Annotated in this window: 16 protein-coding genes; 14 read left to right on the plus strand and 2 right to left on the minus strand. The window is 38.2% G+C overall.

The annotated features are described in order from the left end of the window. The first annotated feature begins 475 nt into the window (after positions 1-475). From IQ247_RS22950 to IQ247_RS23000, 11 genes are all read left to right on the plus strand, one after another. On the plus strand, positions 476-2,683 hold the full coding sequence (locus IQ247_RS22950) for an anthranilate synthase (RefSeq protein WP_193923553.1): 2,208 nt from the start codon (positions 476-478) through the stop codon (positions 2,681-2,683). A gap of 143 nt (positions 2,684-2,826) precedes the next feature. Next, positions 2,827-3,483 (plus strand): hypothetical protein, encoded by a 657-nt coding sequence (locus tag IQ247_RS22955; protein ID WP_193923554.1) that lies wholly within the window; start codon positions 2,827-2,829, stop codon positions 3,481-3,483. An 87-nt stretch (positions 3,484-3,570) separates the two neighbouring features. Continuing rightward, positions 3,571-4,392 (plus strand): indole-3-glycerol phosphate synthase TrpC, encoded by an 822-nt coding sequence (gene trpC, locus IQ247_RS22960; RefSeq protein WP_228059973.1) that lies wholly within the window; start codon positions 3,571-3,573, stop codon positions 4,390-4,392. 258 nt (positions 4,393-4,650) lie between these two features. Continuing rightward, positions 4,651-5,472: a tryptophan synthase subunit alpha gene (gene trpA, locus IQ247_RS22965; protein WP_193923561.1), complete on the plus strand. Its 822-nt coding sequence runs from the start codon at positions 4,651-4,653 to the stop codon at positions 5,470-5,472. A 131-nt stretch (positions 5,473-5,603) separates the two neighbouring features. Beyond that, positions 5,604-6,842: a tryptophan synthase subunit beta gene (gene trpB, locus IQ247_RS22970; protein WP_193923562.1), complete on the plus strand. Its 1,239-nt coding sequence runs from the start codon at positions 5,604-5,606 to the stop codon at positions 6,840-6,842. 185 nt (positions 6,843-7,027) lie between these two features. Beyond that, positions 7,028-8,113: an anthranilate phosphoribosyltransferase gene (gene trpD, locus IQ247_RS22975; protein WP_193923563.1), complete on the plus strand. Its 1,086-nt coding sequence runs from the start codon at positions 7,028-7,030 to the stop codon at positions 8,111-8,113. A gap of 849 nt (positions 8,114-8,962) precedes the next feature. Further along, the gene (locus IQ247_RS22980; RefSeq protein ID WP_193923565.1) at positions 8,963-9,631 is read left to right on the plus strand and encodes a hypothetical protein; all 669 of its coding nucleotides are present in this window, start codon (positions 8,963-8,965) and stop codon (positions 9,629-9,631) included. Positions 9,632-9,966: 335 nt separating this feature from the next. After that, positions 9,967-11,799, plus strand: a complete 1,833-nt coding sequence (locus IQ247_RS32770) for a hypothetical protein (protein ID WP_228059974.1) — start codon at positions 9,967-9,969, stop codon at positions 11,797-11,799. Between the two features lie 2,091 nt (positions 11,800-13,890). After that, positions 13,891-15,180 (plus strand): hypothetical protein, encoded by a 1,290-nt coding sequence (locus tag IQ247_RS22990; RefSeq protein WP_193923568.1) that lies wholly within the window; start codon positions 13,891-13,893, stop codon positions 15,178-15,180. Between the two features lie 316 nt (positions 15,181-15,496). Then, the gene (locus IQ247_RS22995) at positions 15,497-17,479 is read left to right on the plus strand and encodes a TrbL/VirB6 family protein (RefSeq protein ID WP_193923569.1); all 1,983 of its coding nucleotides are present in this window, start codon (positions 15,497-15,499) and stop codon (positions 17,477-17,479) included. Between the two features lie 167 nt (positions 17,480-17,646). Beyond that, a complete protein-coding gene (locus IQ247_RS23000) occupies positions 17,647-18,507 on the plus strand; it encodes a hypothetical protein (RefSeq protein ID WP_228059975.1) in 861 nt (286 codons plus the stop codon). Between the two features lie 43 nt (positions 18,508-18,550). Here IQ247_RS23000 and IQ247_RS23005 read toward each other — a convergent pair whose 3' ends face one another. Beyond that, the gene (locus IQ247_RS23005) at positions 18,551-18,970 is read right to left on the minus strand and encodes a helix-turn-helix transcriptional regulator (protein WP_193923570.1); all 420 of its coding nucleotides are present in this window, start codon (positions 18,968-18,970) and stop codon (positions 18,551-18,553) included. 253 nt (positions 18,971-19,223) lie between these two features. Here IQ247_RS23005 and IQ247_RS23010 point away from each other — a divergent pair, with 253 nt between their 5' ends. Continuing rightward, positions 19,224-20,189, plus strand: coding sequence for a nucleoside hydrolase (locus tag IQ247_RS23010; protein ID WP_193923571.1), 966 nt, complete (start codon positions 19,224-19,226; stop codon positions 20,187-20,189). Between the two features lie 104 nt (positions 20,190-20,293). Here IQ247_RS23010 and IQ247_RS23015 read toward each other — a convergent pair whose 3' ends face one another. Beyond that, positions 20,294-22,498 (minus strand): NHL repeat-containing protein, encoded by a 2,205-nt coding sequence (locus IQ247_RS23015; protein ID WP_193923572.1) that lies wholly within the window; start codon positions 22,496-22,498, stop codon positions 20,294-20,296. Between the two features lie 1,050 nt (positions 22,499-23,548). Here IQ247_RS23015 and IQ247_RS23020 point away from each other — a divergent pair. Continuing rightward, the gene (locus IQ247_RS23020) at positions 23,549-24,739 is read left to right on the plus strand and encodes a glycosyltransferase family 4 protein (RefSeq protein ID WP_193923573.1); all 1,191 of its coding nucleotides are present in this window, start codon (positions 23,549-23,551) and stop codon (positions 24,737-24,739) included. Between the two features lie 137 nt (positions 24,740-24,876). Beyond that, a complete protein-coding gene (locus tag IQ247_RS23025) occupies positions 24,877-26,010 on the plus strand; it encodes a glycosyltransferase family 4 protein (protein WP_193923574.1) in 1,134 nt (377 codons plus the stop codon). Positions 26,011-26,144: the final 134 nt, after the last annotated feature.

Consider the following 26,144-nt stretch of genomic DNA (forward strand, 5'->3'; position numbering starts at 1 on the left):
TCTTTTCATACTTTAGATGGTAGCGGTAACGCTGAAAATTTGGTCATCCGGAATTATACTAACAAAATAATATAACTGCGAAAAATTGGACACACCTATCGAAAAAAAGTTCATGTATGCCTTACACAATATCTAGTAGGCTTAAATTGTAAAGAGATATTAAAGGTTTTCAAATATCTACTCCAAAAGGTAAAAAATTAAAATCGGTTCCTAGCTTATCTATTTCTTTATCGTAATTTTCCTGAAATTTTATTAATAACCTAGGTGGCAATAAGCTGTATATAAACTTGACAGGGTTTGAGAAAATTTACTGTGGTCGAGAACCTGTAGTTTACTTGTAATTAAAAATAGTTCAAGCTTAATTAGCTAGTTTTTTACGCGATATAGATGCATAAATTAGTAACTGTAACTTTTATTTGATTGTTGATTTTTTATTTTTACCGTACACTCCCCAATTATTCCAGAGGAATAGCCCATGATTCTTGAAAAGCAAACTTATACAACTCTTGGTGGTGTTAATATATCTCGCACAGTAACGGAAGTCGGGATTGAAGCAGCTTTAGAAGATATTTTATTTCACCTCGATTCAAAGCGGGGAGGTTTGCTCAAAAGTAGTTACGAATATCCAGGACGATATAAAAGATGGGCTATTGGATTTGTTAATCCACCTCTAGAAGTTGCAACACGAGATAAAGGTTTTACTATTACAGCGCTGAACCAACGTGGTGAGATACTCTTACCAATGCTGTTGCAGCGGTTATCCCAACATTCACAATTATCAGAAATTACACTTAACAATAAACAAAAAATTACTGGTGCTGTCAAGCCAACACAACAATTATTTACAGAAGAAGAACGCAGTAAACAACCTTCGGCTTTTACGGTTATCCGCGAGATATTACAAGTTTTTTACAGCCATGAAGACGAACATTTAGGGCTTTACGGTGCTTTTGGTTATGACTTAGTGTTTCAGTTTGAACCAATTTCTCAACGTTTGCAGCGTGCAGATGACCAAAGGGATTTAGTACTGTACTTACCCGATGAATTAGTAATAGTTGACTACTATTTGCAACGCGCTTACCGTTTGAGCTACGAATTTGCGACAGCACAGGGTAGTACCGAGAATCTTCCTCGTACTGGTGAATCAATCGATTATAGAGGCAAACGGCTGACTCCTGCTCAAAAATCGGACCATAAAACCGGGGAATATGCCGAACAGGTAGGAGTTGCGCTCGATTATTTCCGTCGTGGTGATTTATTTGAAGTCGTACCTTCGCAAAATTTCTCTATAACTAGTGAAGCTGCACCTTCAGAACTATTTACAACTTTACAGCAAATCAATCCTAGCCCCTACGGCTTTATATTTAATTTGGGTGGAGAATATATTATTGGTGCCTCCCCGGAAATCTTTGTCCGAGTTGACGGTAGAAGGGTAGAAACTTGTCCGATTAGCGGTACAATTGCCAGGGGAAGAGATGCTTTAGATGATGCTTCCCAAATTCGTCAGCTACTCAACTCATTCAAAGACGAATCCGAGTTAACCATGTGTACCGATGTCGATCGCAATGATAAATCACGAATTTGCGAACCGGGTTCGGTAAGGGTGATTGGTCGTCGTCAAATTGAGATGTACAGTCATTTAATCCATACGGTAGACCATGTAGAAGGCTTGTTAAGACCAGATTTTGATGCTTTGGATGCGTTTTTGACTCATACTTGGGCGGTGACGGTTACGGGCGCACCTAAAAAGTCAGCCATACAGTTCCTCGAACAGCACGAACGCAGTGCTAGACGGTGGTATGGTGGAGCGGTTGGCTATTTGAACTTTAACGGTAATTTGAATACCGGCTTGATTTTGCGGACAATTCGACTTAAAGATTCAGTTGCAGAAGTACGAGTTGGGGCGACGGTGTTGTATGATTCGATTCCCGCAGCCGAAGAACAAGAAACTTTAACTAAAGCTGCGGCAGCTTTTGAAACTATTCGTCGCGCTAAGGAAAAATCCCAAGCTGCTGAAGGTAAAACAAAGTCTTTGAGTGCTGGTATTCCCAACGTAGAAGCGGGTAAGCGTGTTTTATTAATTGACTGCGAAGACTCTTTTGTTCACACCTTAGCTAATTATATTCGTCAAACGGGAGCGTCAGTAAAAACACTGCGACATGGTTTTGATGAATCGCTTTTTGATACCGAAAAACCTGATTTAGTTGTATTGTCTCCAGGACCAGGAAGACCTGATGATTTTAAAGTACCGCAAATGGTCGCTACCTGTATGCGCCGCAATATTCCAATATTTGGGGTGTGTTTGGGATTGCAAGGTATTGTGGAAGCTTTCGGTGGGGAATTGGGAGTTTTAGATTATCCGCAGCATGGTAAACCTTCGCGAATTAATGTGACTGACTCGAATTCGGTGATGTTTAAGGATTTACCCGAATCTTTTATAGTCGGTAGATATCATTCGTTGTTTGCATTACCGGATAAGTTTCCTCAACAGTTGAAAGTGACGGCGATGTCAGAGGATGATGTAATTATGGCGATCGAGCATCAAACATTGCCAATTGCAGCGGTACAGTTTCACCCAGAATCGATTATGACTTTAGCTGGTGAGGTGGGATTGGCGATGATTAAAAATGTTGTTTATAAGTATACGAGGTCTGGGGAATCGGAGGTTTTGAGTGTAGGTTAGGAGTTGGGAAAAGTAGAGAGAATGCGGGTGTAAATGCCTGCGTTCTTTCGCACAATTACGGATTAAAAAAACCCTTCTAGGCGCAGAGGGCGCAGAGGAAAGAAGAAGTAGAGAGTTGTCAATATTTGTTAAGGGAAAAAAATATGAAACTTAGCTCGCTGACTTTATCGCTGATATCTGGAACAGTAGCGTTACTGGGTTTAGGGTTAAGTATTACAAAGGTAAATGCTCAAACCACTTTTCCTTTTCAAACGATTTATAAAACACAAAGCACTACTAGGGAGATAGCCCCAAACATAACAGAAGTAACTGTTTTAGGTGAGAGTGAAAATGCTCCCTACGGTTTAAACAATCTTGAGAGTATGAGTTACGTTCGACTTGATCCCGATACAGGTGTATCCACTTTTGTTCCAGATGCAACAGAGTTTGGTATTAATGATTTACCAAGTTTAAAAGATGAGATTTTTGGAAATAGTAACGATAAGTTAATAGGAACTAGTGTTGGTACAGCTATAACTGACCTAGAAAATCTTACGGTCTCAATTAATGGCATTATTAATATTACTGATGGCGCGGGTAGATTTCAAGGCGCGACTGGCATTTTAAATCTTTCGGAAAACTTACAAATTAGTCCAGACCCAACTGTTCCATTAATTGGTGAAGCTTTAGTTACTGGTTCCTTTACAGTACCGCAAAGAGTTCCAGAAGCGGGAAATACTGCAACAATACTTAGCATGGGAATTATTGGTACTAGTTTACTATTGCATAAACGTCAAAAACCGTCGGTAAGTAATTTATAGCAATCAGCAATAACGACAACAGGTTCGTGTCACCTGTTCTAAGAAAGTAATATTATGAATAATGTCTCAACTCTGAATAAAATCAATATGTTAACTAAACCCCGGCACATTCTTGAGGAAATAGTCTTGTATAAAAAGCAAGAAGTTACTCAAATGCGGTTAAATTTACCTTTGGCTGAGGTGCAACAACAAGTAAAAAATGCGCCGGAGGTACGAGATTTTTTACAGGCTTTGCAAAATAATTCTCACTGTCCTAGTTTGATTGCGGAAGTCAAAAAAGCATCACCGAGTAAAGGTATTATTCGGGAAGATTTTGATCCGATAAATATAGCTCAAGCTTATGAAAGAGGAGGGGCTGCTTGCCTTTCGGTTCTCACCGATAGTAAGTTTTTTCAAGGTAGTTTTGATAACTTGCGTAAGGTGAGAAAAAACGTAGAATTACCGCTATTATGCAAAGAATTTATAATCGATTTATATCAAATATATTTAGCTAGAACTGCCGGTGCTGACGCGATACTGTTGATTGCAGCAATTCTATCTGACGTACAGTTAAAAGATTTTTTGCGGGTAATTCACAGCTTGAAAATGACTGCTTTGGTGGAAGTTCATACAGATAAGGAGTTGGACAGAGTATTAAGACTTTCCGACATTAAGTTAGTCGGAATTAACAACCGCAACCTGAAGAATTTTACCGTAGATTTAGCAACTACCGAGCAACTAATTTCTCAAAGAAAATCCCAGTTACAAAGTTTTGGAATTACCGTTGTCAGTGAATCCGGTATATATACCCCTGAAGATTTAACCTTCGTGAATCAGACTGGCGCTCGTGCCGTTTTAGTAGGAGAATCTTTAGTTAAGCAACCCGATGTAGAAGAAGCGGTACGGAAGTTGCTGGGGAAGGAGGGTTAGGAGTTAGGAGTTAAGAGTTAAGAGTTAAGAGTTAGGAGTTAGGAGTTAACAGTTAGGAGTTAAGAGTTAGGAGTTAAGAGTTAAGAGTTAAGAGTTAATTCTGATAAGTATCTAACTTATTACTTCAATCTTTTCTTGCTCCTAACTAATTAAGAATTACAGAATTTAGTATTAGTTGTAAAGATTATTATCCACTAACAACTATCAAGTAACAAGTAACCACTATCCACTATCAATCAACCACTATCAACTAACAACATGACTGCAATATCTCAACGTTTTGAAGAATTAAGAAAATCTAATACTTGCGCTTTAATTCCATTTATTACTGCGGGAGATCCGGATTTAGAAACTACTGCAAAAGCTCTGAAAATTTTAGATAAAAATGGTGCGAGCTTTATTGAATTAGGTGTTCCTTATTCCGACCCTTTAGCTGATGGTCCAGTAATTCAAGCTGCTGCTACTCGTGCTTTACAAAATGGTACGAAGTTAGATGATGTTTTGCAAATGTTAAAAACTTTAACCCCAGAATTACAAGCACCGATTATTTTATTTACTTATTACAATCCCATTTTAAATTTAGGGATTAAAGAATTTTTGAAAAAAGTTGCTGAAGTTGGGGTAAAGGGATTAGTGGTTCCGGATTTACCTTTAGAAGAAGCTGAAAAATTAATACATTCTGCCCAAGAATTTGGTATTGAATTAACTTTGCTCGTAGCCCCTACTAGTTCTAAGGATAGGATAAGCGCGATCGCCAAATATTCTCAGGGTTTTATCTATCTAGTTAGTGTAACCGGCGTTACCGGAATGCGTGCTGGTTTAGAAAGTCGAGTCAAGGACTTACTGCAAGAAATGCGTGGAATTACGAATAAAGCAATTGGACTTGGTTTCGGTATATCCGGTGCAGAACAAGCAACTCAAGCCAAAGAATGGGGTGCTGATGCGGTAATCGTTGGTAGCGCATTTGTCAAAAGATTAGCAAACGGTACCCCCGAAGAAGGATTGCGATCGCTCGAAGAACTTTGCAAACAACTCAAAACCGCAATCTCTAGCGAACAGTTAACAGTTGCAGGGAAATAAGGTTTAAGGTCAAAGGTTTAAGGTTAGGAGTTAGGAGTTAAAAAATACGAATGCCCCATTATCAATTACCAATTCCCAATTACCCATTACCCATTACCAATTACCAATTACTAAAAGGAATATAAATCAAAATGGTCAGTACTCCAGATATCAATACTAGAATCTCATCAACAGCTCGTCCCGATAATTTGGGAAGATTTGGACAATTTGGCGGAAAGTATGTTCCCGAAACTTTAATGCCCGCACTAAGTGAATTGGAAACTGCTTACGAAAAGTATCGTCATGACCCTGATTTTAAAGCTGAATTAAATGGCTTATTACGGGATTATGTAGGCAGACCTAGCCCCTTGTATTTCGCGGAACGTTTGACGCAACATTACGCTAAACCTGACGGTTCGGGAGCGCAAATTTACTTAAAACGTGAAGACTTAAATCATACTGGCGCTCACAAAATTAATAATGCTTTAGCTCAAGTGTTGTTAGCGAAACGCATGGGTAAACAAAGGATTATTGCGGAAACTGGAGCCGGTCAGCACGGAGTTGCCACCGCTACCGCTTGCGCTCGTTTCGGTTTGAAGTGCGTAATTTTCATGGGTGTGCAAGACATGGAAAGACAAGCCCTCAACGTATTTCGGATGCGGTTGATGGGAGCAGAAGTTAGTCCGGTGTCAGCAGGAACCGGAACTCTCAAAGATGCAACTTCCGAAGCAATCCGCGACTGGGTAACAAATGTCGAAACCACACATTATATCTTAGGTTCCGTTGCAGGTCCTCATCCCTACCCAATGTTGGTACGTGATTATCATGCCATCATCGGTACAGAAACTCGTAATCAATGTCAGGAAAAATGGGGAGGATTACCTGATATTTTACTTGCTTGCGTCGGCGGTGGTTCCAATGCAATGGGATTATTCCACGAATTCGTTAACGAAGAATCCGTGCGTTTGATTGGAGTTGAAGCAGCAGGTGAAGGTGTAGGAACCGAAAAACACGCTGCAACTTTGACTAAAGGAAGAGTCGGTGTATTGCACGGTGCGATGAGTTATTTGCTACAAGATGAAGATGGGCAAATTATCGAAGCACATTCAATTAGCGCTGGTTTGGACTATCCCGGAGTTGGTCCCGAACACAGTTTTCTCAAAGATATGGGTCGCGCTGAATACTACAGCGTCACCGATGAGGAAGCATTAGCAGCATTTAGAAAGGTTTCAGAATTAGAAGGAATTATTCCCGCATTAGAAACCGCTCACGCTTTTGCTTATCTAGAAACACTTTGTCCTCAATTAGATGGTAGTCCCCGTCTTGTGATTAACTGTTCTGGTAGAGGTGATAAAGACGTACAAACTGTAGCTAAAGTAATTAATCTTTAGTAAATAAAACTTTGTAGAGGCGCAAGGGTTCGCGTCTCTACATCTGCCCGAATCATCTTAAATTACCGCAAAAAAATCGAATTTATAAATATTTTTCAGCAGCGCTTATATTTATTCAAATCGAAGAAAATTTAATTCTTCATTAATTCTCAATCCAAAATCTAAAATCTAAAATCTAAAATCGAATGACCCAAACTCTAATTAACAATTCCCCAACCTTAGACACTTCTCGCTGGTCTACTTTATTGCAACAGCTATTAAATAAAGAGTCCCTCAGCGTCAATCAAGCTACCGAATTAATTCAAGGATGGCTCGCCGATCAGATTCCCCCAGTACTTTCCGGCGCAATTTTGACCGCAATTCAAGCCAAAGGAGTCTCCCCCGAAGAATTAGTGGGTATGGCTCAAGTTTTGCAATCTCAGTCTTTAGGAGGAATCGAAAATCAAGAATATGAGTTCCCATTAATAGATACTTGCGGAACAGGCGGAGATGGTGCTTCTACCTTCAATATCTCCACCGCTGTCGCTTTTGTCGCTGCTGCTGCGGGGGTAAAAGTCGCCAAACATGGTAATCGTTCGGCTTCGAGTAAAACTGGTTCCGCTGACGTACTGGAAGCATTAGGTATAAATCTGCAAGCAGACCCCAAAAAAGTACGGTCTGCGGTTGATGAAATCGGCGTAACATTTTTGTTTGCACCCGGTTGGCATCCGGCTTTAAAGCCCGTCGCTCCTTTACGGAAAACGTTAAAGATACGTACTATTTTTAACTTACTCGGACCTTTGGTAAACCCGATGAGTCCTACAGGACAAGTTATCGGTGTATCCGATCCGTTTTTAGTGCAAACGATCGCTCAAGCTTTATCGCAACTAGGGATTCGTCGAGGAATCGTAATTCACGGACGAGAAAGATTAGATGAAGGGGGTTTGGGTGATGTTAACGATGTGGCGATCGTTGAGAATCAACAAGTAAATTTATTGGAATTAACCGCTGAGAAATTAGGTTTAAATCCCGCACCAATTAGCGCTTTAAAAGGCGGAGAAGTTCAAGAAAACGCCGATATTTTGCAAGCTGTTTTACAAGGGAAAGGAACACAAGCACAACAAGATGTAGTTGCTTTAAATACAGCTTTAGCGCTTTACGTTGCAGAAGCAGTTGACGATGGAAAAGATATTTTAGAACGTTGTACTAAAGGTGTTGTTATCGCCAAAGACGTTCTGAAAAGTGGAGAAGCTTGGAAGAAATTAGAACAGCTTGCAGAGTTTTTACGATGAATTGATGGTTGATATTTGATGGTTGATAAGCTGCTACGCATTTAATTTGTATTTGAGTAGCGGGCTAACAGCCCGCACTACAAGAGTTTGATATTATCGTCTTATACAATCTAGCTGCACATTCAATACGGTTCGGATAAGAAAATTCGTAAACCCAAAATAATTGTAGAGACGCGAACCCTTGCGTCTCTACATTCCCGAAATCACCACGAAAAATTATTAACCGAACCGTATTGGCTGCACATTAGCTTAGTTGATGAAACTAAAAGTAACTACAAACAACTAACCATTGTCGCTGTTTAATTAAAGACTTATCAGTAATCGAGAAAGCCGTCTAACCTTGGAACCTGCTTTAGTTGGTGCTATTTAACTACGTGCCTATTTTTTTTACCTATATTTAACTAATTAATCAACTAATTTAATTTATATTAGTTTTATCAAATCAAATATTTTGTACTTTTTATTACTAATATATTTATATCTACATAAGATTGCATCTAATATAAATTCTCATATAAAAATCTAATTAAAAAAAATATCTAAAGAAACGAAAGAATCATCAAAATATTATTCATAGTATTTAACAGAGAAATCAACTATCTTGAATATGTACGTTCTGCATCTAATTCTCGAAGGTAATCTAAGAGTATATTTACGCTATTCTTTTTCTGATTTGGCAGATTGATTAGAAAAAAATAACTTAAATATCCATCAATACAACTAACTTTAATTACGAGATTATTGTTAGTTAATTATCAATTAATAATCCTGATAAAAAAATTAGGAAACTCTCTGATATTTAGTTTCTTGATTTAGTCAAAAAATTTCAACATAGGAGAATCATTCACAATGGAAGAAACAATGGAAGAGCAAACAAACAGTCAACCGAATATTGGTCCGTTTTCTCGTCTACTTGAGATACAAGGTGCAGATGGAGAAAATTTAGGAATTGAGGATATATTCGGCAATCTTGGTGGTTCTGGTGGTGAAAACCCCTTCGGTGGTGGTGAAGATGGTCCTCCTGCTGACTTAGATATGAGTGAATTAGCTTTCGGTGGTAATCCTTTCGCTGGAGATAACTTCTGGAACATATTCGCAGGTGGTGTAAACCCTACAGAAAGTAGTTTCGGCGGCGGTTCCAATCCATCTGCAGGTGGTGAAGGCGGCTTTGGCGGTGCTTCTAACCCATTCTCCGGTGGTGAAGGCGGCTTTGGCGGCGGTTCTAATCCATTCTCCGGTGGTGAAGGCGGAATCTCATTTGGTGGTGGTTCTAACCCATTTGCAGGTGGTGAAGACGGCTTTGATGGCGGTTCCAATCCATTCTCCGGTGGTGGAATGTCATTTGGTGGTGGTTCTAATCCATTCGCTGGTGGTGATTCTGATGGAGAAAATCCATTCGGTGGTGGAGGTTTCGGCGGCGGTTCTAACCCATTCTCCGGTGGAGGTTTCGGCGGCGGTTCTAACCCATTCTCCGGCGGTGGGATGTCATTTGGTGGCGGCGGTTTCGGCGGTCGTTAATAGTTTTTGATATAGGACTTACGCAACTAGCGCAATTGTGTTGTAGGGTGTTTAGTTTAGAATAAACTTGAACGGTTCTATAAGACTTGTAGCGTCACGTACCATCCGAGTTTTGTGACACTTGCGGCTATTCCTGAATATGATGCCGACTGTAAGTAATTATTTAATTATGAAATAATTCACAGTTAATCAAATCATTGTGCAGCATTGTAGAGACGTAACATTGTTACGTCTTTTATAAATTTATCAAAATAAATTTATCATCAAAAATTTATCATCAAAAATTATCGTTTTTTCTATAATTATTAACTGTTATTTCCAGGAGAATATTATCAATGGAATCTTTCGAGTTGAATTTTATTAATCAAATTAATAGCAAAGATATTGATTTTACAGACACATTAATGAGTACTAGTAATTCTTTCTCTATTAGTAGCAATTCATCAAAAGGTAAAGTTAAATCTACCCTTGACATTGGTAACATCATTATTGGTAATGGACAATGGATAGTCGATGATGAAACTACGCGAGAGTCGTTAATTTCGGAAGTAAGAACTGATATTGACGAAAGGATTGATTCTCTTTTTACAAAATTGCGTGACAGATTACCCTTGGATGAGAAAAAAGAAGAGTCAGCAGGTAATCCGTTTACAGAAGAGAACCCGTTTGCTGATGGAAAAAATCCTTTTGGTGAGGGAGAATTTACACCACCACCAGCTTATAAAGGATTACAATCAACCATGGGAGAAAATTTCCCACTACCTTCACAAGAAATTGTAGATAACATTAAATCTGTTCAAGATGAAGATACTGTTGTAGAAGAAAACTTGTCTACAGATAACAGTGATAATTCATTCACAAATTATCAAGAATCCAATTCTAGTGGAGATAACGAAGGTAAAAGCTCAGAAAATCAAGAAGTAATTAGTAAAGATATCAATCCTGTCGTAAATGATGAAGGTGGAAATCCCTTTGCTGGTGGTGGAGAAGGTAGAAACCCATTTGCTGGTGGTGGAGAAGGTGGAAACCCATTTGCTGGTGGTGGAGAAGGTGGAAATCCCTTTTCTGGTGGAGGAGAAGGTGGAAACCCATTTGCAGAAAACGATAATGGAGAGGCTTCACCATCTTTTAATATAGTAGGAATGATTGCTGGTGAAGATTTACCATTCTTAAACGCTGGTGAAAATGAATCTAGTTACAGCACCATACCCAATCAATCAACAGCTAAAACTTTAAGAACTGTTAGAGATAGTCTATTAAGATTTAACGCCAATTTTAATTATCCAGGTACTTTTGGTAATGGTAACAATACACCCTTACAAACACCGAATGATTTATTGACGCTGTTTCGCAACGATATGTTCAGCTTCAATAATACTGCTAATTCTTTTCAGGAATTAGTCGGTGATGATAATCCCTTTGCTAGCGGTGAATTTAATCCTTTTGGTGAAGGTACCTTAGCACAAGAAATTCCTTTTGATATTATAAATGTTGCTTTGGATGGGTTATTACCATTCAATGGTTCTGAAAATGTATTTAGCACTCCTGAAGGAGAGATTCCGATTGGTAACGGAAATCAAGACTTTGGTAGTGAAAATGCAGTTATCGGTAATGCTAATTGGAATTATGGTAATTTAAATGCAACTATTGGTAATGGTAACTGGAATTGGGATGGTACAACGAATAACTCAACCGTTGGTAATGGTAACTGGCATTTAGATTTTAGTGTTGACAATAAAACTGTTGGTAATGGTAATTGGTATTGGGATTCCAGCAGTGAGAATACAACCCTTGGTAATGGTAATTGGTACTTTGGAGAGAATAATACAACCATTGGTAATGGTAACTGGAATTTCGGTAATAATAATACAATAATTGGAAACGGAAATCGAGTTTATACCGATAATAGTATTGTCATTGGTAACGGTAATTGGTCGGTTGTAATTGATAAATCAACCGAACTGGGTGATGATATATTCGGTGAATTAGAAACTATAGCTATGGGAATCGGTGTTAAGAAAAGTGCCGATATGCTTGTTGATTCAGTTATGAATAAAATGGGTGAAATTTTCCAACCATTGACCGAAGAGTTTGATGAGTCAGCGTTGAATACTTATAAGGAACAGTTTCTTGATTCTGGTAGTAATATGAGTTTTCTTTCTACTTGATTAGGAGAGTAGAAAAGTATAAGCTAAAACACATCTAAATTACGTAAATTCGACGAATAGCTTCAGAAGTCGGGTTTTATCGCACATAAAAAAGACGAAGTAGGTCGAGCGAGTAACTTCTGATGCGTGGTAGTATAAATCCTAAATCTTTTACTAGCGAAGCGTGTCCGCAAGGATATACGTCCCGCTCGCTATTGGCTAGCGAGCTAGAAGCTCGCACTACCTTAATCCTTCAAAACTTATGGGACAGAATACTAGTACTTAACCACATTAATTCTGCGGGGTAACGCGCTCGTAGTGAGAGCGTCTCGCTCCCTGGTAGTAGCTAGCGAGCTAGAAGCTCGCACTACCGGAATTGGTCGAAATTTTCTGATTGATTTTTTTTAGTCCTATTCATAGGACTTGTGCTATTAGACCGAGAATTTGATTCTCGGTCGGGTCGGAATAAGAACCCATCATATTTAATGATTTGGACTACTAGTGGTCCACCACATTAATTTTGAGGAGTTAAAATACCTCTTCGTAGGTTGGGTTAAGCGAAGCGCAACCCAACGCGGGTGCCGAGGCTCCACTACGTTCAGCCCAACCTACAATATTACATTGATTACTAGAAGCTCCCACTACGAATAAATTAACCCGCAAAACTTATGTGGTGGAGTACTAGTACTCCACCACATTAATTTTGAGGAGTTAAAATACCTCTTCGTAGGTTGGGTTAAGCGAAGCGCAACCCAACGCGGGTGTTGGGCTGAACGTAGTTCAGCCCAACCTACAATATTACATTGATTACTAGAAGCTCCCACTACGAATAAATTAACCCGCAAAACTTATGTAGTGGAATACTAGTACTTCACCAAATGAATTCTGCGAAGTAATACCACCCCGCCTTCATTAATGTGGTGGAGTACTAGTCGAGCAGTGGCTGAAAAATATGGGAGTAAAACAAGGAATCGAATAAATCTTTCCAAACCCGGCCGAACAGTCTGTGTAGGCTTGTGGACATATTCCTTTCAAGGATATTTGAAGCAAGAATCTTTGCACCGTGATAGTTAAAGAGTGTCAGAGCCTGGAAGTCAGGCTAACTTAATAACTCACATTCGAGGACAAAACTTTAGGAATAGCCGCAATTGTCACAATACACGGGTGGTGCGTGACGCTACAAGTCTTATAGAAACGTTCAACTTTTTTCTAAACTACGCAACGGCACGGCAATAACGGGGGAAGAAAATCTACACCCCCTAAAAGCCTTAATAATGCGCTCGTGTTCATCCACACCGCCTCCCCTACAAGGAAAATGTGCTGCTTGCTCCCGGTCTTAACCTTGTTTCAGTTACTAATATTGTTTGCAAAGTTTACTATCATTACACATATACTAATTCAACCAATCCTTCTTTAGTTAGATTAACATAACATTAAAAATAACAGCAGAAGTGGTTTTTGATTGTGCCAGGATAAAAGTAGATAAAAGTCAATCATACTTTGGTTAGTTAATTGGATTAAAAAACTAAAATTACCTCATTTATACAGATACCAAATATAGGCAATTCAACAAAACCCGACTTCTGTAATTTACTAATCAAAGTATTTTTTTGTAATACAGGAAATACATATAAAAACTATCAAATTCATATTGGTTATATTTCTTTAAATGTAGTCATATTTGCTGAGATACCCATGAAAAATGGCTTTTGGTAAATAAATATTGATATAATAACGCCTTATAATTGCCCTACTTTTCTCATCAAATAGTACAATCCAATGAAATTAAATATATGTTCATCTATTTATGTTTAATAATTGATATGTCGAGTTCATTCCTAAAGAATTGATAAATTAAGCAAAAAAAATCTCATTCAAATTTAAGTAAAAAAGGCTTAAATTACTTTTGGCTGTAGAAATAATTTAAGGAAGCCACGATAATTATAAACGCAGTTAAATTCAACAATAACTGTAAGCAGACACATAAATATTTTTTTCGTATTGACGATAGAAAGTTCTATAAAAAAAGCATCAAGCACTTTAATTTATTTTTTCTTGATGCGTGTTAAAAAGAGCAAATTTTTGTCTCTAAATTAAGAGGATTAATAGCAAATGGCTGAAAATACTAATCAAAACCCTACTGGCAATACAGTTAATGGTAGTATGGGTTCCGGCGGACAAGGTGGCTTTGGCGGCGGACAAGGTAGCTTTGGCGGCGGACAAGGTGGCTTTGGCGGCGGACAAGGTAGCTTTGGCGGCGGACAAGGTAGCTTTGGCGGCGGACAAGGTAGCTTTGGCGGCGGACAAGGTGGCTTTGGCGGCGGACAAGGTGGCTTTGGCGGCGGACAAGGTGGCGAATCTCCAATGGGTGGCGGCGGTGGTTCCGTCTCACCTTTCGCACAGTTGAGAATGAACATTGACAACTACTTCTTAAGCGACGATTTCAACGAAGGTAGGCAACCTGGAAATCTCAACCCATTTTCTCAACCGCCTAGTGGTGGCGCTGGCGGACAACAAGGTGGTGGTCAAAGCGGTTCTGGCGGACAACAAGGTGGTGCAAACCCATTTGGCGGCAACCCATTTGAATATGACCCAACTGGTGGTGCTGACGAGAAGTCTGAGAACAATGACTCTGATAATCAAGAGCAGCCAATGATGGGTGGTGACCAATCAGACAATAATGACTCCGATAATCAAGAGCAACCAATGATGGGTGGTGACCAATCAGACAATAACAACTCCGATAATCAAGAGCAGCCAATGATGGGTGATGACCAATCAGACAATAATAACTCCGATAATCAAGAGCAGCCAATGATGAGTGATAACAGAGAAAACACCAATACTAATAACGACAATCCCTTTGCTGGTGGGGAAAACCCATTTGAAGATTTCTCTAATAACTTGGAGACCGGCAGAACTCAATACGAAAACTTTAGTCAATTTTTGAACGACTTTGGAGCTAGCACAGGTACTGAAGGGGACGATAGCGACAACGTATTTGCTGGTGTCGAAAACCCATTTGAAGCTTCTTCAGATTACTTAGAGACTGCTCAACAACAATACCAGAACTTTAGCGAATTTTTCAGCCAGCTCCAAGGTAGCTCAGATAGTGAAGGGGATGATTTGGCACCATTCCCCAGCTTTTTAAATGCTCTTTCTGAGTCTGATATAGAATTACCTGAAGGCAGTCCGATTACTGACTCAAGTCAGCTTTCAGAATTAGCTGCTAATTTCTCGGAACTGGCTTCATCTAATGCCAATACTTTCATAGAAACATTTTCGGATGTTGATTTTACTGGTGGTAGCGGCAGCCCATTTATTCAAGGCAATCCATTTGCTGGTGAAGAAAATCCTATTGCTGAATTATTTACTGGTAATAGCGATAGTTCCGCAATTTAAAGTTTGTTCCCCTATTCAATGATTGGGTTAACACTGTGTAGTTAGCCTAGATATAGAGATGTAGCATTGTATGGAGACTTAAAGAATTCCCAATTGCTACATTTCTATATCATCATTGTCGGTAATTAGGTTAAAGGTCAAAGGTTAGAGGTCAAAGGTTAGAGGTTAGAGCGCCCTAAAATTGTTAGTTTCAGAAGTAAAGCTGATGTTGATCGAAGGATTGATTCTAACTGTCTGATGATTTAAATATGTAAAGCCAGAAATCTGGTTTATTCGTCTATATCAAGTTGTAAAAATACTGAGGACTATTGCTAAAATGGAATCATCTAATATTAATTCACCTAATGATAATAATAGCGAAGTTGTTATCTATGATACTTCATTCGGCGGTAGTGAAAATGAGTTTGAGTCGAGTAACAGCAACTCTTGGAGTTGGGACTTTGCTAGTGAAACCAATGCTGTTGATGAAAATTTAATTATTGGTAACAATCAATGGATAATGGGTGATGACACCACTCAAGAGGAATTTGCATCCGAGGCAAGGAACGACCTTTTCAATAAAGTTGATTCTGTATTCGACAAACTGCGCGAAAAGTTCCCTTCGGATGAAACTGATAGTGAGTCGGATAAAGGCAACCCCTTTAATGGTGACAACCCTTTTGCTGATGGCAAAAACCCGTTTGGTGAAGGTGAATACCCTTTGCCCCCAGGTTACGAAGAATTAAAATCTTCTCAAGGTGAAAACTTCCCCTTACCTTCGGAAGAAGTTGTTGATGGGATAAAAGAATCGATTGAGGAAAACTCCTCTGAAGATGCTGAAAAACCTTTGGCTAGTGGTGATGACTCCGCCAAAGATGACGAAACCACAAGCGGCGGTAATCCCTTTGCTGGCGGTGCAGGTGGCGGTAGTAACCCGTTTAGCGGCGGTGCAGGTGGCGGTAGTAACCCGTTTAGCGGTGGCGCAGGTGGCGGTAGTAACCCGTTTAGCGGTGGCGCAGGTGGCGGTAGTAACCCGTTTAGCGGTGGCGCAGGTGGCGGTAGTAACCCGTTTAGCGGTGGTGCAGGTGGCGGTAGTAACCCGTTTAGCGGTGGCGCAGGTGGGGGTAGTAACCCGTTTAGCGGTGGTGCAGGTGGCGGTAGTAACCCGTTTAGCGGTGGTGCAGGTGGTAGCAATTCCTTAGCAGGTGGAGAACAGCCGACTGCTGAACAGGACTCGGTTGCTGGTGATGAGAGTATGTCTGAGCAATCATCCTTTGATGTCACCAGTTTCATGTTTGGTGATAACTTATCGTTCATGAATGGCGGTGCTGAGGGTGGCTCAGAAAGCGGCAATATGCCTAATATGCCTATCTCATCACCCTCGGAAACTTTAAGGAAGGTCTACGATACTCTCACTAGATTTTCTGCCAATGCTACTCATTCTGGGTTTGCTACGGGTAATCAAACGCCCTTGAAAACATCTGATGACCTATTGACGCTGTTCCGAAATGATATGTTCAGCTTCAATAATTCTGCCAATTCTTTCGAGCAATTGATGGGTGAAGATAACCCATTTGCTGGTGAAGATAGTCCGTTTTCTGCGGATGGTGAGATGGCAGAAAATCTAGACATCATCAAAGCTGCTCTTGATGGTCTTTTACCCTTCAATGGCACTGAAAATGTATTTAATACTCCTGAAGGCGAAATTCCTCTCGGTAACGGCAATATCGATGATGGTAGCGACAACGCTGTTATTGGTAATGCTAACCGAGACTACGGAAATACCAACGCTACTATCGGTAATGGTAACTGGAATTGGGATGACACTACTAACAACTCAACCGTTGGTAATGGTAACTGGCATTTAGACTTTAGTAACAATAACAACACTCTTGGTAACGGTAACTGGCATTGGGAGGATAGCGATAATAACTCAACCCTTGGCAATGGTAACTGGTCTTTCGGAGATCACAACTCAACTATTGGTAACGGTAATTTTAACTTCGGCAATAACAACACCGTCATTGGTAACGGTAATTGGGTCTATACTGATAACAGTATTGTGATTGGTAATGGTAACTGGTCTGTAGTTATTGATAAATCAGCCGCTGGTGCTGATGAATTTATTGACGACTTTAACACCACGATGTCTTTGGGAATGGGAGTTAAAGATGCTACTGACAACTTAGTCGATGCCATGTTGGGCAAAATGGCTGGAATGTTTATGCCTTTAACAGAAGATTTGGGAGAATCAGCAATGAACACTTATAAGGAACAGTTTCTTGCTTCGGGTAGTGATATGAGTTTTTTTTCTAGTTGATTGGGAGAGTGAAAGAGTTTTTAAAAACCTTACTAGACGTAAAGCACCTTGATGAAAAATACTAGGAATAAATTTTGTAGTGCGGGCGTAACAGCCCCTTTTTTTTTATGCTTCTCATCTAATTCACCACATTAAATTATGATGAAATCATACATGATTAAATTACAATGGAAACCAAGCCTATAAAAATCGATGCTGCTCAACCAGATAAATTGAAGCAAATTCTACCTAAACCTTTGATTCTATCTACCCCAATATTCCGTTATAATGGATTTTATTTTAACTATCATCGTCAGTTAAATTACCAAGTTCCTAAAACTTTATCTTCTCAGCATATTATTGGTATTTGTCCTGAAAGTTTTTATGCAAGCTTTAAAATAAGTGGTTACGAAGCTAAAATTCCGATTCCAACGATTATGAATGAGATTGCGGCAGAATATGAATTTATTGGTTTAAGTTGCGATCGCAGTATTCAAACTGATTTTCTATCACTTCTACTAAATATGCACGATTATAACCATCAAAATGGCACCCATCGCAAATTATTTGAAATTGAAGAAGTGCAATTAAAAAAGTTTATTGATAATGGATTTCACTCTCACGCTTATATTGCACAACCTCGGAAGAAACCAACATTAACCGATATTTTCAAAAATCCTGCGCTTTTAGTAATGCCAAAAGTATTAGAAGCGCATTTAGAAAACTTCTTTCCAAGCATGGCAATTATGCATGGTGAAAGTCCGATTTTAAGCATCAAAGAATGTCATTTTTATATCCCAGAATCATCAAATAAATCCCGCGTTTTTGTTTTAATGTTTGTTAAATGTCATACACCAATTGCTCATTTAATAAAAAGAAACTTATTGCGACTTATAGAAGTAGTTATCGAACAAGATGCCGATATTCTAGGAAAAATTTACCCAAATACCCCTCAACATATCAAATTAAATAATGAAGTTGGTATGGATTGGGTACGGCGTAATTTTGATAGTTTTCCCAAAGCTATGGAACCGAATTTTTCACGATAGTTATTAAGATTTATTAGGACACTATTCCATATGTAAATATTAGCTAAAGTTTCTCCATGAGCATGAAATTAAATCGAGCAGATGCTGTCACCGCCACACTATAAACCAAGCATACCTTGTAAGATATTCTTTTATAACCAGCCTTTTCTAAATAAATCGGAATTTTGTTCCAACTTTTAATTTTAAATTGCTCCTCATTCCGATTAATCAATAACTCTTCCAAATATCTATATAAACCATTAGATAAAGTTACCCTTACTGAATTAGAATTTTTAGCTTGATAAAGCTTCTGTGCGATTTCCCCAGGGCTATAACCGCACAATATACCCCGTAAAAGTTTCTTTTCTGTTGGAGTTAATCTCTTACCTTTGGCAGATGATAAATCTATATATAATTTATCCAAATCCCAAGAATTTATCGCTTCAATAAATTCTTCTGATTGACAAGTAGAATTAATAGCCATAATATTCAATTATCTGAGAACACACCTAAGAATAATTTACCCTATTTATTTACACGCTACTCAAAGATGAATTTCTGAATTTCATTGTAAATTGTAATGGTTAGTAATATTTAGATGTGATAATACAATGTCTCTATTCTAAAAACTCTGCATAACTCCGCGCTTTCCTTTGCCTTTCTCTGGGTTAAAAGATAAATTATTTTAATCACAAACGATTTGATATAATTTAGCGCTGAAGCCCAAATAGTAACCCATGAAGAAAATAATTTTAGATACAGACCCCGGTGGTGATGATATATTTGCTTTATTGTGGCTGCAAAGTTTGGTAAAACAAGGTAAAGCAGAATTAATCGCAGTTACTACTGCTGAAGGTAATGTCGATGCTAAACAAACTTTTATTAATGCTAGTAAAGTTTTGAGTTTAGGAGGATTTGAACAAGTAGAATTAGGTCGAGGAGTAACGCTAAAAAACTCCAAAATTGCCGATGCTGCTTATATTCACGGTATGGATGGTATGGGTAATATTTCCGATGATTTACCCGCAGCTAAACATCATTTTGATAGTGCAATTTATTCCGATGATTTAATAATCGATAAACTTAATGCTTATCCTGGAGAAATTACTATCCTTGCAGTTGCACCTTTAACTAATTTAGCTGCTGCTGAAAGCAAAAGTCCCGGTATTTTAAAAAAAGCCAAGGAAATTGTGATTATGGGGGGTGCTTTTAAAGTTCCGGGTAATGTTACTCCTTACGCTGAATTTAATATTATATATAATTCACAAGCCGCAGAAAAAGTATTTGCTAGTCGTAATGATATTGTAGTTTTACCTTTAGATATCACTCAAGAATTAATTTTTACTCCAGAAATGGCTGAGGATATGATTCGTAATTCACAAAGTTATTTAACCAAGTTTTTATCTCGATTATGTAACTTTATGACAGCAGCTTCTCTGAGATATCGGCAAACTAAAGGAATAAAAGGTTTTCTAGTTCATGATGGTGCTGCTGTTGCCTATTTATTTTATCCGGAAACTTTATTCTTTCGTCGCGCTTTAGTAGAGATTGAAACTCAAGGTCATTATACTCAAGGAGCAACTCTTTTTGATCAAAGACTCAATGCTAAAACTCATGCAAATGCTTGGGTTGCTTTACAGGTAGATAAAGTTGGTTTATTAGCGAGTTTGGTAGAGGATTTGAGTTTTTTAGGGAATTCGTAATTGGTAATGGGTAATGGGTAATGGGGAATTGGTAATTGGTAATTGGTAATGGGAAATTAAATCCGTGAAATCCGTGAAATCCATTTTAATGCGCGATCGATTTTTTAACCATTAAACCTGTACATTATCACCTTCGCTTTCGCATCTTCTTCAACAAACACTAAATACTCACCATTTTTACGTTGAAAAGCACGAACTCCATAAGGTATATCAACCCAACCAGTTTCTCCAAATACTTCTGCTCCTGGTTTCAAAATCCTTACCTGTTTCCCTGTTTTCGCATCATAAACGTATACTTCGGCTTTCTTCACAGTGACAGCAAATACATAATCCCCTGCGATACTCATTGCTGCGGGATTTAATACTTCTGGAGGTGCGCTTTTATCTACAGGAAGCACTATCCGCCATTTTGGAATACGATTTCCTTTACTCCAATTATCATAACGAGCAATTTCCGAGCCGATTAATTTGGCATAATCACCGTTAATTGCCGGATTATCTGGAGTATAACCCGATAAATACATGGTGTCGGTTTCGGGGAAATATTCTATCCTACGTAAATCACCAAATATTTTGGGATGACCAATTTTTTCCATCTTGCTGTAACTGTAGATGGGATTTCCATTTTTATCTAATCCCTGTAAAGGAAAATGACGAATCCCTACACCATCTTGAGTACGTAAACTTTTCCAAACGTCGCCTTTACTATCTACCCACCATCCCCCAATATAAGGATAATCTTTACTTTTATCGTATTCGTCCCGGTCAAATGCACCGTTACCATTTTTATCACGCCAAATCCATTCTCCTTCCAAAGGTTGAAAAGGAGGAAAATTGTTTCCTAAAGCTGGTTTACCATTTGGATGAGTACCAACAAACATTCCTGAAGGTATAGCAATTTCACCATCAGTTTGTCGATTGAAACGGTAAATTTGCAGCATTCCACCGTACATATCTGTCAGGTACAAAAAGGTTTTACCCTGGATATGACGGATAAATGGTGCATCGGGTGCAGTATGCAAACGGGAGTCTTGAGGATATTTAAAAGCGTTTAAAGTGTAACCTTTATAAGTTGCTTCTTTCCCGGCTGGTTTGCTGTAATCCATTACAAAACGTTCGTTCTTAGTATATACATCCAAACCGTTTTTTACTGGGTCTACATCACCATTATCAATAAATTGCAATCCTAATAACTTCCATTCTAATTTACCCGATGCAGAAAACTTACGTAAATCTACTCCAGAACGTTCAAACCCATCATTACTAATATAAATGTTACCCCAACTGTCACTACCAACTCCTGAAATACCGTAAAATTTTAAATCCTTAACTTCTCCAGGAATTCCCGCATAAATTCCACCTTTAACACCAAAAGTATTAATTAGCTTTGGTTGATTAGTAATATCGTAAATTAAAACTTGCTGTTTAATCCCATTATCGGCAACCAAAAGTCTACCGCGATTATCAACAGCAACTGCATTGGGTTTATCTAATCCTGAAATTACTTGTGGTAATCGCTTACCTTGCTTTGAATAATGGACAATCTTGTTATCTCCAATTATCCATAAATTACCTTTTTTATCAACAGTAATATTTCCCGGTTTTTCTAGATTAAAACTACTTAACTCCTGCATTGTTGAACTATTGTAAACGCGCACCTTATTCGTCGCACTATCACTGACAAATAGCTCACCACCTACAGCTGCAAGTCCTGTTACTTCTGAATCATTACTCACAATTAACATACTTTTATCCCACCCCTTACCATTAGAAAAGGGTGCAGTTTTCCCAGTCAAATCATAACGTCTGACACAGTACCAATTCGTTCCTTTGGGCGGAAATCCATCTTTTTTCTGATCAATTCCCGATTGCTTCATTGCCACATAAATATATTTATTATCTGCGGTAATAGCAACTCCACCGTTTCTTCCCCATCCATGTAAATCGTCAGCTTTTCCAATCACATCCCCATTTCGATAAATCCCGACTTCTCTACCTGCTTCATCCCACAAACTATTCGTATAAATAGTTCCATCTGGTGCAACATACATTCCACTAACTTGAATTTGCACCCACTTATCACCTCCTCCAAAACTATTCCCAATCCAGGAAGTTCTATAGCGAGATGAAGAAGCCGCAGGAGTTACTTTTCCATCCAAGTGAATTGTAACTAACATCGAAATAGCTAATACGGCACTTAAAAATAAGAGGAATTTCTCTGTTTTACCATATCTAATATTGCCGTGAACAATTAAGCTTTTAATATATAAAGATAATCTGCTCAATCTTATGAGAAAATTGTTTTTCATAACTGACTTTTATTTTTATTCTTTATGAAAATTATTATTTAATCTCTAATTTAATCTCTAATTTAATCTCTACTTGTAGCGATATAATCAAAGTAATCTATCATAACCATCAATACAAACTATCAACACTTTACTAATTTAACTTTTACAATATATAGTTGTACTTAATCATTAGAATTAATCATTAAAAATCTTATTTTTGATGGGTGAGACCCCCTAATTAGTACACTTTTCGCTGTGTTTTGTAAGATTTATTCAAAATAATAATTTGATTGACATCTTATTTTTGATAAATCTAAATAATTATGGAGTAACCAGATAAAAATCAAAAAAGTCAGCGGTACACTGCTTTCAAAGCCTGCACTGAACGGCATTCCCCGGTCAAAATTGAATTTTTGTAAATCCTTTATAAATCCCCTCGACTTCATGTCCAGCCAAAGTTTTGTAATTCAGCTTTCATAACTAAGAATAATCACGAATCGCAAACTAAGGATTTGTTTTACATGAAATTCATCAAATTAATACAATATTTTTAAATAAATAGGACTTACGCAACTGGCACATTTTCCTTGTAGGGTGTGTGACGCTACGATTAAATTTGAACGTAGTAATAAGGTTTGTAGCGTCACGCACCATCAACCATTTGTGACAATATCGTAAGTCCTAATAAAAAAGGATTATTTTTATTTATGAAATAGAAAAAGTAGATAATATTGATTGTATTTATGTAAAAACCAAGTATATACGAATACATTTAGTTCAGTCTTCAATTGTTTTTTTGATGAAGAGGCTGGTTGTATAAAAGTATAAAATCTCGGTTTTTTATTGATAAATACTACGTAATATTTTGTAGTGACGATGAATATTTTATATTTATATTTGATTTCAGGACTTATGCAACTGGCACATTTTGATTGTACGGTGTGTGATACTTTGAACTATCTTAAAGGTAAAAATAAGCAGCTTGTAGTGTCATGCACCAACTAGTTATTCTGACAAACCCATAAGTCTTATGTTTGTTTATTAGTATTTGTTTATGAGTTTAGTTATATGGAAGCAGAAAAAGTGATATGTAATCAAAACAACCATACATCAGTAAAGCCAGCATCAATACTTTGCTTGGGTTTAGGCTGGTTTCCCAAAACTCCCGGAGGTTTGGAAAGGTATGTTTACGAACTTACACTGAGATTAGGGAAAAATAAAGACCAAGTAGAGTTATGCGGAGTGGGTTTACCTGAACAAGAAACTAACCTACCCATCAAAATCACAAATTTAGCTGCACCAGACACAAGCATATTACAAAGATTGTGGTCGGTGAGGAATAACTTTAAAAAAACCAGAAAAACCAAGCCAGATGCAATAAACTTGCACTTTGCCTTATATAGTCTGCCAATATTGGATTTATTACCTTCCGATGTGCCAATAACCTTTAATTTTCACGGCCCTTGGGCATCAGAATCTCAGGAAGAAGGAGTTGGTAATATCAAAGCCTTGCTGAAAAAAACCTTGGTAGAACAAAGAACATATCAACGCTGTCATCGCTTCATAGTTTTGAGTCAAGCATTCGGAAATATTTTGCATCAACAGTACCAAATACCCTGGGAGAAAATTCACGTCATTCCCGGTGGAGTCGATATTAATAGTTTTAAACCCGACTTATCAATTCAACAAGCACGTATTAAACTGGGATGGTCATTAGAACGTCCGACATTATTTACATCCAGACGTTTAGTACATCGTGTCGGACTTGATAAATTACTTGCAGCCATAGCTCAAATCAAGCCAAAAATTCCCGATATTTATTTGGCGATCGCCGGACGAGGACCCTTAAAAACGAGTTTACAACAACAAGTTACAGAATTGGGAATCGAAGACAATGTGAATTTTTTAGGTTTCCTACCCGACGAACTCCTACCAGTAGCTTATCAAGCAGCAGATTTATCAATAATGCCTTCACAATCCTTTGAAGGTTTCGGATTAGCAATCGTAGAATCCCTCGCTTGTGGTACCCCGGTAATATGTACCCCCGTCGGTGGAATGCCGGAAATTCTCGAACCGTTTTCACCCGAATTGATTACAGAATCAATAGAAGTAAGCGCGATCGCAAAAAAATTAGAACAGGTATTGAACGGGGAAATAGCCAAACCTTCACCAGAAGAATGTCGCGAATATGCAGTTAACAACTTCGATTGGGATAAAATCGCTCTCCAAGTCAGGAATGTCATATTAGGAGTTAGTTGACAGTGGACAGTGGACAGTTGACAGTTGACAGTTGACAGTTAAGAGTTATTGATTAACCAATTACCAATTACCAATTACCAATTCCCAATTCCCAATTACCAATTACCAATTACCAATTCCCAATTCCCTTTATAAAAATGAAAATATTATTTTTAGATCAAAGCGGTAAACCTGGTGGTGCTGAACTATGTTTAATAGATATTGCCAAACCTTATCAAAATAATTGCCTGGTGGGGTTATTTGCAGATGGTTCTTTTAAGGATTTATTAGAAAAAAATCAGATTCCGGTACAAGTTTTAACGAATCAAAAAATACAAGTCAAAAAAGAAAGTTCTCTTACGCAAGGATTAGCAAGTATTACTCAACTTGCACCTTTAATTACTAAAGTAGTAAAAATTGCTCGTAATTATGATTTAATTTATGCCAATACGCAAAAAGCATTAGTTGTCGGTGCAATAGCGAGCTTTTTGGCTCATCGTCCCTTAGTATTTCATTTACACGATATTCTTTCACCAGAACACTTTAGTCAAACAAATCGTCGTATTGCAGTAACTTTAGCAAACCGCGCATCCTTAGTAATTGCCAATTCTCAAGCTAGTAAAAAAGCCTTTATCGAAGCCGGAGGAAAAGCTGAATTAGTCAAAATAGTTTACAACGGTTTTGATCCGCAAAATTATTTAAATCAAGAATCTCAAATTAAACAACTTAGACAAAAATTAGAAATCGATGATAAATTTGTCGTCGGACATTTCAGCCGTCTTGCACCTTGGAAAGGACAGCATATATTAATTGAAGCACTAGCAAAATGTCCGCCAAAAGTTGCGGTAATTTTAGTAGGAGATGCTTTATTTGGCGAACAAGATTACGTCAAGCAACTGCACCAGCAAATCGATGAATTGCAATTACAAAATCGGGTGAAATTTTTAGGATTTCGTCACGATATTCCCCAGTTGATGGCAGCTTGCGATCTAGTTGCTCATACCTCCACCGCTCCCGAACCTTTTGGAAGAGTAATTGTAGAAGCTATGCTATCCGGAACCCCCGTAGTTGCAGCAGCATCCGGAGGTGCAGTTGAGTTAGTAGAATCTGGTATAAACGGCTTTCTCACAACTCCGGGAAATCCCCAGGAACTCACCGAAGTGATTAACAAGTCTATTCAAGACAAGGAAAAGACTGCCGCCATTGCGGAAACAGCCCGCAACACCGCCAGTCAGCGTTTTAATGTAGCAAATATTAATCAGCAAATTGCTCAACTACTACAAAAATTGTAAATTGGTAATTGGTAATGGGTAATTGGTAATTGGTAATGGGTAATTGGTAATTGGTAATTGGTAATTGGTAATGGGTAATTGGTAATGGGTAATTGGTAATTGGGAACCCCCATCTCCCCATCTCCCTGTCTCTT

The organism is Plectonema cf. radiosum LEGE 06105, from assembly GCF_015207665.1.
Classification (GTDB): Bacteria; Cyanobacteriota; Cyanobacteriia; order Cyanobacteriales; family Nostocaceae; genus Rivularia; species Rivularia radiosa_A.

What these genes read in the sequence shown, in the direction of transcription:
- IQ247_RS22950 (WP_193923553.1), top strand. Translation starts at nt 476, where the DNA reads ATGATTCTTGAAAAGCAAACTTATACAACTCTTGGTGGTGTTAATATA.
- IQ247_RS22955 (WP_193923554.1), top strand. Translation starts at nt 2,827, where the DNA reads ATGAAACTTAGCTCGCTGACTTTATCGCTGATATCTGGAACAGTAGCG.
- trpC (WP_228059973.1), top strand. Translation starts at nt 3,571, where the DNA reads ATGTTAACTAAACCCCGGCACATTCTTGAGGAAATAGTCTTGTATAAA.
- trpA (WP_193923561.1), top strand. Translation starts at nt 4,651, where the DNA reads ATGACTGCAATATCTCAACGTTTTGAAGAATTAAGAAAATCTAATACT.
- trpB (WP_193923562.1), top strand. Translation starts at nt 5,604, where the DNA reads ATGGTCAGTACTCCAGATATCAATACTAGAATCTCATCAACAGCTCGT.
- trpD (WP_193923563.1), top strand. Translation starts at nt 7,028, where the DNA reads ATGACCCAAACTCTAATTAACAATTCCCCAACCTTAGACACTTCTCGC.
- IQ247_RS22980 (WP_193923565.1), top strand. Translation starts at nt 8,963, where the DNA reads ATGGAAGAAACAATGGAAGAGCAAACAAACAGTCAACCGAATATTGGT.
- IQ247_RS32770 (WP_228059974.1), top strand. Translation starts at nt 9,967, where the DNA reads ATGGAATCTTTCGAGTTGAATTTTATTAATCAAATTAATAGCAAAGAT.
- IQ247_RS22990 (WP_193923568.1), top strand. Translation starts at nt 13,891, where the DNA reads ATGGCTGAAAATACTAATCAAAACCCTACTGGCAATACAGTTAATGGT.
- IQ247_RS22995 (WP_193923569.1), top strand. Translation starts at nt 15,497, where the DNA reads ATGGAATCATCTAATATTAATTCACCTAATGATAATAATAGCGAAGTT.
- IQ247_RS23000 (WP_228059975.1), top strand. Translation starts at nt 17,647, where the DNA reads ATGGAAACCAAGCCTATAAAAATCGATGCTGCTCAACCAGATAAATTG.
- IQ247_RS23005 (WP_193923570.1), bottom strand. Translation starts at nt 18,970, where the DNA reads ATGGCTATTAATTCTACTTGTCAATCAGAAGAATTTATTGAAGCGATA.
- IQ247_RS23010 (WP_193923571.1), top strand. Translation starts at nt 19,224, where the DNA reads ATGAAGAAAATAATTTTAGATACAGACCCCGGTGGTGATGATATATTT.
- IQ247_RS23015 (WP_193923572.1), bottom strand. Translation starts at nt 22,498, where the DNA reads ATGAAAAACAATTTTCTCATAAGATTGAGCAGATTATCTTTATATATT.
- IQ247_RS23020 (WP_193923573.1), top strand. Translation starts at nt 23,549, where the DNA reads ATGGAAGCAGAAAAAGTGATATGTAATCAAAACAACCATACATCAGTA.
- IQ247_RS23025 (WP_193923574.1), top strand. Translation starts at nt 24,877, where the DNA reads ATGAAAATATTATTTTTAGATCAAAGCGGTAAACCTGGTGGTGCTGAA.